1 protein-coding gene is annotated in these 11,462 nt (G+C 76.0%); it reads left to right on the forward strand.

Annotation, left to right across the window (positions count from 1 at the left end; all coding sequences use genetic code 11):
• Positions 1-11,436, forward strand: an 11,436-nt coding sequence (locus C5N14_RS27340; protein ID WP_117672147.1) for a type I polyketide synthase, incomplete at its 5' end; no start/stop codon positions are given.
• Between the last annotated feature and the right edge of the window lie 26 nt (positions 11,437-11,462).

Raw genomic sequence — 11,462 nt, forward strand, 5'->3', positions numbered from 1 at the left:
ACCGACATCCGTGACCCCCGCCAGGTCGCCGAACGCCACCCGGGCGTGACCTACCGGGCGTTCGACCTCAACGAGGCCGGGCACGACCGGATCGGGGAGATGCTGGCCGAACTGCTGGCCCTGTTCGAGCAGGGCGTGCTGCGTCCGCTGCCGGTGCGGGTGTGGGACGTGCAGCACGCCCGGCGGGCGCTGCGGTACATGAGCCAGGCGCGGCACGTGGGCAAGGTGGTGCTGCGCATTCCCGCCCCGGTGGACCCGGACGGCACCACGTTGATCACCGGCGCGGGCGGCGCCCTGGCCGGCGTGTTCGCCCGGCACCTCGTCGCCACCGGCCAGTCCCGGCACCTGCTGCTCGCCTCCCGCCGCGGCCCCGAGGCGTACCGCGACCTGGTGGCGGAGCTGACCCGGCAGGGCGCCCGCGTCACCACCGCCACCGCCGACGTCGCCGACCCCGACCAGGTCGCCCGCCTGCTGGCGCAGGTGGACCCGGCGCACCCGCTGACCGCGGTGGTGCACACCGCCGGGGTGATCGCCGACGCCACCATCGGCTCCCTCGACGAGTCGGCCCTCGACAAGGTGCTGACCCCGAAGGTCGACGCCGGCTGGGCGCTGCACCGGGCCACCCGCGACGCCGACCTGGCCACCTTCGCGGTGTTCTCCTCGGTGGCGGCCACCCTCGGCTCGCCCGGGCAGGGCAACTACGCGGCGGCGAACGGGTTCCTCGACGCCCTCGCCCGCCTCCGCCAGCAGCAGGGGCTGCCCGCCACGAGTCTCGCCTGGGGACTGTGGGACACCGCCAGCGCGATGACCGCCCACCTCGGCGGCAACGCCCACCGCCGGGCGATCCGGGCCACCAGTGCCCCGCTGACCGAGGTCGAGGGCACCGCCCTGTTCGACCTGGCGCGGCAGTACGGCGGCGTGCACCTCGTACTCATGAACCTGCCGCCGGCCGCGGCCCGACCGGCCGCCGGCGCGGTGCCCGGCATGCTGCGCGAGCTGGTCCGCCCCACCGGACCCGTCCGGCGGACCGCCGGGCAGGCGGCCACCGACACCGCCTCGGAACGCGGGCGGCTGGCCACGCTCAGCCCCGCGCAGCGCCGCAGCCACCTGCTCGACCTGGTCGCCGCGAGCGTGGCCGCCGTGCTGGGGCACCGCTCCGCCGACAGCGTCGACGCCCATCGGGGCTTCAAGGAGCTGGGCTTCGACTCGCTGACCTCGGTGGAACTGCGTAACCGGCTGGCCACCGCCACCGGGCTGCGGCTGCCCGCCACCGTGGCGTTCGACTACCCCACCCCGGTCGTCCTCGCCGAGTTCCTCGACCGGGAGCTCGGCGGCGCGGCGGCGACCGCCCCCGTGGCCGTCGGCACGGCCACCGCCCTCGACGAGCCCATCGCGATCATCGGCATGGCCTGCCGGTTCCCCGGCGACGTGCAGACCCCCGAGCAGCTCTGGGAGCTGGTCACGGCCGGGGCCGACGTCATCGCGCCGTTCCCCACCGACCGCGGCTGGGACCCGGACGACCTGCGGATCGGCGACGACGGCAACGCCCCCCGCCAGGGCGGCTTCCTGCACGACGCGGCCGAGTTCGACGCCGGCTTCTTCGGGATCTCTCCCCGCGAGGCGCTGGCCATGGACCCGCAGCAGCGGCTGTTGCTGGAGACCTCCTGGGAGGCCTTCGAGCGGGCGGGGATCGACCCGCACACGGCCCGGGGCAGCAGCACCGGCGTCTACGTCGGCCTCATCTACCACGACTACGCGTCCCAGGCCGCCGACACCACGGACGAGCTGGACGGCTACGTCGGCAACGGCAGCGCCGGCAGCGTCGCGTCGGGCCGGATCTCGTACCTGTTCGGCCTGGAGGGCCCCGCCGTCACCGTCGACACCGCCTGCTCCTCCTCGCTGGTCGCCCTGCACCTGGCCACCCAGGCGCTGCGTCAGGACGAGTGCCGGCTCGCGCTCGCCGGTGGCGTCAGCGTGATGTCCACCCCCGGGATGCTCACCGAGTTCTCCCGGCAGCGCGGCCTCTCGCCCGACGGGCGGTGCAAGGCCTTCGGCGCGGGCGCCGACGGCACCGGCTTCGCCGAGGGCATCGGCATGCTGCTGCTGGAACGCCTCTCCGACGCGCAGCGCAACGGGCACCGCGTCCTCGCCGTGGTGCGGGGCAGCGCGGTCAACCAGGACGGCGCGAGCAGCGGCCTGACCGCCCCCAACGGCCCCGCCCAGCAGCGGGTGATCCGGCAGGCCCTGGCCAACGCCCGCCTCACGGCGGCGGACGTGGACGCCGTCGAGGCGCACGGCACCGGCACCCCGCTCGGCGACCCGATCGAGGCGCAGGCGCTGCTGGCCACGTACGGGCAGGACCGGCCCGCCGACCGGCCCCTGCTGCTCGGCTCGATCAAGTCGAACATCGGGCACGCGCAGGCCGCCGCCGGTGTCGCCGGGGTGATCAAGATGGTGCTGGCGATGCGGCACGGGATGCTGCCGTCGACCCTGCACGTCGACGAGCCGTCCCCGCACATCGACTGGGACGCCGGGGCGGTGGAGCTGCTCACCGAGACCCGCCGCTGGCCGGCCCTGGACCGCCCCCGCCGTGCGGCAGTGTCCTCCTTCGGGATCAGCGGCACCAACGCGCACACCATCCTCGAGCAGGCGCCGGCGGCGGCCCCCGCGGCCACCCCGGCGGCGACCGGCGAGGTCCCCGGCGGTCTCGTCCCCTGCGTCCTGTCGGCGCGCGACGCCGCCGCCCTGCGCGGGCAGGCCCGCCGGCTGCACGGCCTGGTGGCCGACCGGCCGGACCTGACCGTCGCCGGGATCGGGCGCGCGCTGGCCACCGGCCGGTCCGTCCTCGAACACCGCGCCGTCCTGCTGGTGCCCGACCGGGCCGGCCTGTTGTCCGCCCTGGACGCGTTCGCCGACGGGCAGCCCTCGCCCGCCGTCGTTGAGGGCACCGCCCGGGGCGGGCGCACCGCCGTGGTCTTCTCCGGCCAGGGCGCGCAGCGCGCCGGCATGGGCCGGGAGCTGTCCGCCGGGCACCCCGTCTTCGCCGCCGCGCTGGACGAGGTGTGCGCCCACCTCGACCCGCACCTGCCCCGCCCGCTGCGGGACGTGCTGTTCGCCTCGGCGGGCTCGGCCGACGCCGAACTGCTCGACCAGACCGTCTTCGCCCAGGCCGGCCTGTTCGCCGTCGAGGTGGCCCTGTTCCGCCTCGCCGAGTCGTACGGGATCGTGCCGGACTTCGTCGCCGGTCACTCGATCGGCGAGGTGACCGCCGCGTACGTGGCCGGGGTGCTCTCCCTCGACGACGCGTGCGCCCTGGTGGGCGCGCGGGGCCGGCTGATGCAGGCGCTGCCGGCGGGCGGCGGGATGCTCGCCGTCGCCGCCGACGAGGCGGCGGTCACCGAGTCGCTGGCCGGCCTGACCGACCGGGTCGGGATCGCGGCGGTCAACGGGCCGGCCGCGGTGGTGGTCTCCGGGGCGCTGGACGCCCTGGACGTCCTGGAGCGGACCTGGTCCGCCCGGGGGGCGCGCACCCGCCGGCTGCGGGTCAGCCACGCCTTCCACAGCCCCCTGGTGGAACCCATGCTGGCCGAGTTCCGGACGGTCCTCGACGGGCTCACCTTCCGCCCGCCGCTGCTGCCGGTGGTCTCCAACCTCACCGGCGGGATCGCCGACGCCGAGGAGATCAGCACCCCCGACTACTGGGTGCGGCACGTCCGGGAGGCCGTCCGCTTCGCCGACGGCGTCGCCTGCCTGCGGCAGCGCAACGTCGGCACGTTCCTCGAACTCGGCCCGGACGCGGTCCTCGCCGGCATGGTCCGCACCTGCCTGCCGGACGACGACCCGGCCACCTCCTCGGTCGCGGTCGTCGCGGCGCTGCGCCCCGGCCGGCCGGAACCCGTCTCGCTGCTGCACGCGCTGGCGGAACTGCACGTCCACGGCATGCCCGTGACCTGGTCCACCCTGCTGCCCGAGACCGGCGGCCACCCCGTCGACCTGCCGACGTACGCGTTCCAGCGGCAGCGGTACTGGCCCAACGTCGGCCGGCTGCGCGCCGGTGACGTGGCCGGCGCCGGCCTCGGCGCGGCCGGGCACGGGCTGCTCGGCGCGGCCGTCGACCTGGCCGGCGACGGCGAGGTCGTGCTGACCGGCCGGCTGGCGCTCGCCACCCTGCCGTGGCTCGCCGAACACGCGGTGTCGGGCGCGGTGCTGCTGCCGGGCACCGCGCTGGTGGAACTCGCGGTGCGGGCCGGCGACGAGGTGGGCGCGTCCCGGGTACGGGAGCTGACCATCGCCGCGCCGCTGGTGATCCCGTCCTCCGGCGGCGTGCGCATCCAGGTCCGGGTGTCGGCGCCGGGGTACGCGCCGCAGCGCACCGTCACCATCCACTCCCGCCCCGACGACGCCCCCGACGCGGGCTGGACCCGGCACGCCGACGGTGTGCTGGAACCGGCGTCCGCCGACGAGCCGGGCGTCGGCGCGTGGCCGCCCGCCGGCGCCGACGAGGTCGACCTGACCGGCTGGTACGCGGCGTTCGCCGAGCGCGGCGTGGCGTACGGGCCGGTGTTCCAGGGCCTGCGTCGGGCCTGGACCGGCGGCGGCGAGGTCTTCGCCGAGGTCGCCCTACCCGACGACGCGGCCGGCGACGCCACCCGGTTCGGCGTGCACCCGGCGCTGCTGGACGCCGCCCTGCACCCCGCCGCCCTGCTGTTCGAGGAGTCCGCCGCGCCCCGGGTGCCGTTCGCGTTCGAGGGTGTGCAGGTGCACGCCTCGGGCGCGCGGGTGCTGCGGGTGCGGCTGACCCGCGAGGGCACCGGCGTGCGGCTGGTCGCCGGCGACGAGGCCGGCACGCCGGTGGTGTCCGTGGAGTCGCTGACCCTGCGGGAGCTGATCGGCCGGGCCACTCCGGACGCGGCAGCCCGGTCGCTGTTCGAGGTCGACTGGCGGGCCGCGGAGGTCACCCCGGTCGTGACCGTGCCGGCGTGGGCGGCCCTCGGCGGGCCCGGCCCGGCCGACGCCGTCGGGCGGGTCCAGCGCACCGTCGCCGACCTGCTCACCGCGCTCGACGGCGGCGCCGAACCGCCGGGCCTGCTGCTGCTCCCGGCCACCGCCGGGCAGGAAGGGGCGGTGCCCGAGGCGGTCGACGCCCTCGCCTCGGCCGTACTGGCGGAGCTGCGGGCCTGGCTGGCCGCCGACGCCCTCGCGGAGTCGACGCTGGTGGTGGTGACCCGGGGCGCGGTGGTGGCCCGGGACGGCGATGCGGTGACGGATCTGGCGGGTGCGGCGGTGTGGGGTCTGCTGCGGTCGGCGCAGTCGGAGCACCCGGGCCGGATCGTGCTCGCGGATGTCGACGGTGACGTGGACGCGGGCCTGGTGGCTGTCCTGGCGCGGGTCGCCGAGGACGCCGCGGGCGGTCAGGTGGCCGTCCGCGCGGGTCGGGTGTTCGTGCCGCGGCTGGTGCGCGCGCCGGCGCCGTCGATGCACGCCCCGCTCGTGGCGGACGCCGGCACCGTCCTGGTGACCGGCGGCACCGGCGCGCTGGGCGCCCTCGTCGCGGAGCACCTCGTCCGGACGCACGGCCTCCGGGCGCTGGTGCTGGCGTCCCGGCGGGGTCCGGCTTCCGCCGGCGCCGACGAGCTGGTCGAACGGCTGGCCGGGCTGGGCGCGACCGCCCGGGTGGTGGCGTGCGACGTCACCGACCGGAAGCAGGTGGCCGGGCTGGTCGCGGACGTCACCTCGACGGGCCGGCTGGCGGGCGTGGTCCACCTGGCCGGTGTGCTCGACGACGGCCTCGTCGAGGGACTGACGGCCGACCGGTTGGCGGGCGTCCTGGCGCCGAAGGTGTCGGCGGGCTGGCACCTGCACGAGGCGACGGCCGGCCTGGACCTGGACCTGTTCGTGCTGTTCTCCTCGATCGCGGGGGTGCTCGGCTCGCCGGGCCAGGCGGCGTACGCGACGGGCAACGCGTTCCTGGACGCCCTGGCCGCGCAGCGCCGGCAGGCCGGCCTGCCGGCGGTCAGCCTCGCGTGGGGGATGTGGGACACGGCCGGGATGGCCGCGTCCCTCGGCGACGCCGACCGGGCCCGGTCGGGGCGGGCCGGCCTGACCGCGATGAGCGCCGACATCGGCCTGGCGCTGTTCGACGCGGCGGTGGCCGTGGACCGGCCGACCCTGGTGCCTGCGGTGATCGACGTGCCCGCGCTGCGGGCCGCCGCTGTCGGCGGCGTGGTGCCGCCGATGCTGCGGGCGCTGGTCGGCACGACCACGGCGCGCCGCCAGGCGGGGCAGGGCGGCGACGGTCTGGCCGACCGGCTCGCCCGGCTCACCGAGGACGAGGGCCGGGCGCAGGTCGCCCTGCTCGTCCGGGGTCTGGCCGCGCAGGTGCTGGGGCACGACGGCGTGGAGGCGGTGCCGGCGGACCGGACGTTCCGGGACCTCGGCTTCGACTCGCTGGGCGCGGTCGAGCTGCGCAACCGGGTCAACACCGCGACGGGGCTGCGCCTCGGCTCGACCCTGGTCTTCGACTACCCCACCCCGCAGGCGCTGGCCGAGCACGCGTACGCCGAACTGGTCGGCACCCGGGCCGCCGAGGTCGAGCCGGAGTCGCAGGCGACGGTCGGCGGCGACGAGCCGATCGCGATCGTGGGCATGGCCTGCCGCTACCCGGGCGGGGTGGAGACGCCGGAGCAACTGTGGGCGTTGCTGGCCGGTGGCGGGGACGGGATCGGGGAGTTCCCGGCCGACCGGGGCTGGGACCTGGAGACCCTGTTCGACCCGGACGTGGACCGTCCGGGCACCTCGTACACCCGGCACGGCGGTTTCCTGTACGGGGCGGCCGAGTTCGACCCGGCCTTCTTCGGGATCTCGCCGCGTGAGGCCCTGGCGATGGACCCGCAGCAGCGGCTGCTGCTGGAGGCGTCCTGGGAGACCTTCGAGTCGGCCGGGGTCGACCCGCAGTGGTTGCAGGGCAGCCGGACGGGCGTGTTCGCGGGAGCGATCTACCACGACTACGCGACGCGGCTGATGGAGATGCCGGGGGAGACCGAGGGGTACATCGGCACCGGCAACTCGGGCAGCGTCCTGTCGGGTCGGGTGGCGTACACGTTCGGGCTGGAGGGGCCTGCGGTCACCGTGGACACGGCGTGCTCGTCGTCCCTCGTCGCGTTGCATCTGGCGGCGCAGGCGTTGCGCAGTGGTGAGTGTGATCTGGCGTTGGCCGGTGGTGTGACGGTGATGGCGACGCCGGGGACGTTCATCGAGTTCTCCCGGCAGCGTGGTCTGTCGCAGGATGGCCGGTGCAGGTCGTTCGCGGCCTCCGCCGACGGGACCGGCTGGTCCGAGGGCGTGGGTGTGCTTCTCGTGCAGCGGTTGTCGGATGCGCAGCGGGACGGCCGGCGGATCCTGGCGATCGTGCGGGGCACCGCGGTGAACCAGGACGGCGCGTCGAACGGTTTGACGGCGCCGAATGGTCCGTCGCAGCAGCGGGTGATCCGGCAGGCCCTGGCCAACGCCCGGCTCAGCTCGCAGCAGGTCGACGTGGTGGAGGCGCACGGCACGGGCACGACCCTGGGTGATCCGATCGAGGCGCAGGCCGTGCTGGCCACCTATGGTCAGGATCGGCCGGCGGACCAGCCGCTGCTGCTCGGATCGATCAAGTCGAACATCGGCCACACCCAGGCTGCGGCCGGGGTGGCCGGCGTGATCAAGATGATCATGGCGATGCGGCATGGTGTGGTGCCGGCGACCCTGCACGTGGATGAGCCGTCGCCGCACATCGACTGGTCGGCCGGTGCGGTGGCGCTGGCCACGGAGGCGATGCCGTGGCCGGCGGTCAACCGGCCGCGTCGGGCGGCGGTGTCGTCGTTCGGCATCTCCGGCACCAACGCACACGTGATCATCGAGCAGCCGCCCGCCGAGGTGGTCGAGGGCGAGGCGGCCGGGGACGCCGTGCCGCCGGTGGTTCCGGTGCTGCTGTCGGCGCGCGACGAGGCGGCGCTGGCGGCCCAGGCGGACCGGTGGACCCGGTGGCTCTCCGCCGACCAGCACCTCGGAGCGGTCGAGGTCGCCTGGTCATCGGTAACCACCCGACCGGCCCTGGAGCGCCGGGCCGTCGTCGTCGCGGCGCACCGCGACGACCTGCTGGCGGGGCTGACCGCCCTCGCCGCCGGGAACCCCTCCGGCGCGGTGGTCACCGGCTCCGCCGTGGAACGCGGACCGCTGGCGGTGCTGTTCTCCGGTCAGGGTGCGCAGCGGGCCGGGATGGGCCGGGAGTTGTCCGGTGAGTTCCCGGTCTTCGCCGCCGCGTTGGACGAGGTGTGTGGGCTGCTGGATCCGCTGCTGCCGCGCCCGTTGAGGTCGGTGTTGTTCGCGGCGGAGGGTTCCGCCGAGGCGGGCCTGCTGGATCAGACGGTGTTCACGCAGGCCGGTCTGTTCGCGGTCGAGGTGGCGTTGTTCCGCCTGGTGGAGTCGTTCGGTGTGGTGCCGGACTTCGTGGGTGGGCATTCGGTCGGTGAGATCGCGGCCGCGCATGTGGCGGGGGTGTTGTCGCTGGCGGACGCGGCTGTCCTGGTGGCGGCGCGGGGTCGGTTGATGCAGGCGTTGCCGGCGGGTGGCGGGATGCTGGCGGTGGGCGGGTCCGAGGCGGACGTGCTGTCGAGCCTGGACGGTTTTGCCGGCCGGGTTGGGATCGCGGCGGTGAACGGGCCGTCGTCGGTGGTGGTGTCGGGCGAGGTCCTTGCCTTGGACGAGTTGGAGGAGCTTTGGCGGGGCCGGGGGGCCCGGACCCGTCGGTTGGCGGTGAGTCACGCGTTCCACAGTCCGTTGATGGAGCCGATGCTCGACGAGTTCCGGTCGGTCCTCGGTGGCCTGAGTTTCGCCGCGCCGTTGGTGCCGCTGGTGTCGAACCTGACCGGTGGGCTTGTCGAGGGTGATGAGCTGTGTACGCCGGAGTACTGGGTGCGGCACGTGCGGGAGGCGGTGCGGTTCGCCGACGGGATCACCGCCCTGAAGACCGCCGGGGTGGACACGTTCCTGGAGGTCGGCCCGCAGAGTGTCCTGACGGCGCTGGTGGCTGATGCGCTGCCGGCCGGCGGGGACGTGTTGGCGGTGGCGGTGCAGCGCCGGGACCGGTCGGAGTCGCAGGCGCTGCTGGCGGCCCTGGGCGAGTTGCACGTGCAGGGTGTGCCGGTGAGCTGGTCGAAGTGGTTCGCCGGCGCCGGGGCGTCCCGGGTCGAACTGCCGACGTACGCGTTCCAGCACCAGCGGTACTGGCCCGAGTCGGTGGCCCGGACCCGGCGGACGGCCGGCGACGGCGCGGACGCCGAGTTCTGGACGGCCGTGGAGAGCGGCGACCTCACCGCCCTCGCGACCCAGTTCGGCGGCGACGGCAGCGACCTCGACACACTCGCCCCGGCCCTGCCGGTCCTGTCGACGTGGCACCGGGCCCGCCGGCAACGCGCCCTGGTCGACGGCTGGTCGTACCGGGTCATGTGGAAGCGGACCGACCTGGCCGCGACCCCGGCGGGCACCTGGCTGCTGGTGTCGCCGCAGGACGACGACCCGGTCACCGGCGCGCGGACCGAGGAGGCCGCCAAGGCCCTGGCCTCGGCCGGCGCCGACGTGCTCCGGCTGACCGTCGACCCGGTCCGCACCGACCGGGACGACCTCGCCCGGCGGCTCGCCGAGACGCTGGCCGACCGGACGGTCACCGGCGTGCTCTCCCTGCTCGGCCTCCGCGACCAGCCACACCCGGACAGCCCGGCGGTGCCCGTCGGCACGGCGGCCACCCTGCTGCTGCTCCAGGGGCTGCACGACACCGGGACGAAGACCCGGCTGTGGTGCCTGACCCAGGGCGCGGTCGGCACCGGGGACGGCGACGCGGTCCGCCGGGTCGCCCAGGCCGGGCTGTGGGGCCTCGGACTGGTCGCCGGCCTGGAACACCCACACCTGTGGGGCGGCCTCGTGGACCTGCCCGACGACGTCGAACCCGCCGGCTGGGACCGGCTGGTCCGGGTGGTCGCCGGCGCCGGGGACGAGGACCAGATCGCCGTACGACCCACCGGCGTGTTCGTCCGGCGGCTCGGCCGGGCGGCAGCCGCCGCCCCGGCCGCCGGGGAGCGCTGGCAGCCGTCCGGCACGGTGCTGGTCACCGGCGGCACGGGGGCGCTCGGCGCCCACGTGGCCCGCTGGGCGGTCGCCAACGGCGCCGCGCACGTGGTGCTGACCAGCCGCCGTGGCGAACGGGCCGCGGGCGCGGCGGAGCTGCGGGAGGAACTGGCCGCGCACGGCGCCCGGGTCTCGATCGTGGCCTGCGACGTCGCCGAGCGGGACCAGGTCGCGGCCCTGCTGGCCGAGCTGGACCAGGACCCGGCGCCGCTGACCGCGGTGGTGCACGCCGCCGGGGCCGGTGACGTCGGCCTGCTGGCCGAGACCGACCTCGCCGGCTTCGCCGCCGTCCTCGCCGGCAAGGTGGCCGGCGCGGTGCACCTGGACGAGTTGCTGGGCGACCGGCCGCTGGACGCGTTCGTGCTGTTCTCCTCGATCGCCGGGGTGTGGGGCAGTGGCGGACAGGGCGCCTACGCGGCGGGCAACGCGTTCCTCGACGCGCTGGCCGACCAGCGGCGGGCCCGGGGCCTCGCGGCGACGTCCGTGGCCTGGGGGCCGTGGGCCGACGGGGGCATGGCCGGCGTCGAGGCCCAGCAGGCGCTGGCCCGGCGTGGCCTCAGCGCGATGGTGCCGGACGACGCCGTGCACGCCATGCGGTACGCGGTCGGCCAGCCCCGGCCCACGCTGACCGTGGCCGACGTCGACTGGGCGGTGTTCGCCCCCGCGTACGCCTCGGCCCGCCCCCGGCCGCTGCTCGACGACCTCGCCGAGGCCCGGGAGGCGCTGCGCGCGCCCACCGACGAGCAGCCGGGCGGCGCCGCCGACGGGCTCCGGGAACACCTGCGCGCCCTGCCCCGCACCGAGCAGGCCCGGCACCTGATCGACCTGGTCCGCACCCACGCCTCGGCGGTGCTCGGCCACCCCGGCACGGACCGGGTCAAGCCCCAGCGGGCGTTCAAGGAGCTCGGGTTCGACTCGCTGACCGCGGTGGAGCTGCGCAACCGGCTCAGCGCCGCGAGCGGGCTGCCGCTGCCGGCGACCCTCGTCTTCGACTACCCGAACCCCACCACCCTCGCGGAGCACCTGCTCGACGGGCTGCTCCCCGAGGCGCGGCGGTCGGACGGCGCGGACCCGTCGGAGTCGACGGTCCGGCAGGCCCTCGCGACCATCCCGTTGGCCCGGCTCCGCGACGCGGGCCTGCTGGAACTGCTGCTGAACCTCACCGACGCCGAGACCGGCGCCGCCGCCGAGTCCACCGACGAGAGCCTCGACCTCATCGACGAGATGGACGCCGACACCCTCGTCAAGTTGGCGCTTGACGGATCCGATTCCTGACCGTTGTCCCCAGTACGGAGCTTGTG

It is taken from the genome of Micromonospora sp. MW-13 (genome assembly GCF_003434305.1).
GTDB lineage: Bacteria > Actinomycetota > Actinomycetes > Mycobacteriales > Micromonosporaceae > Micromonospora.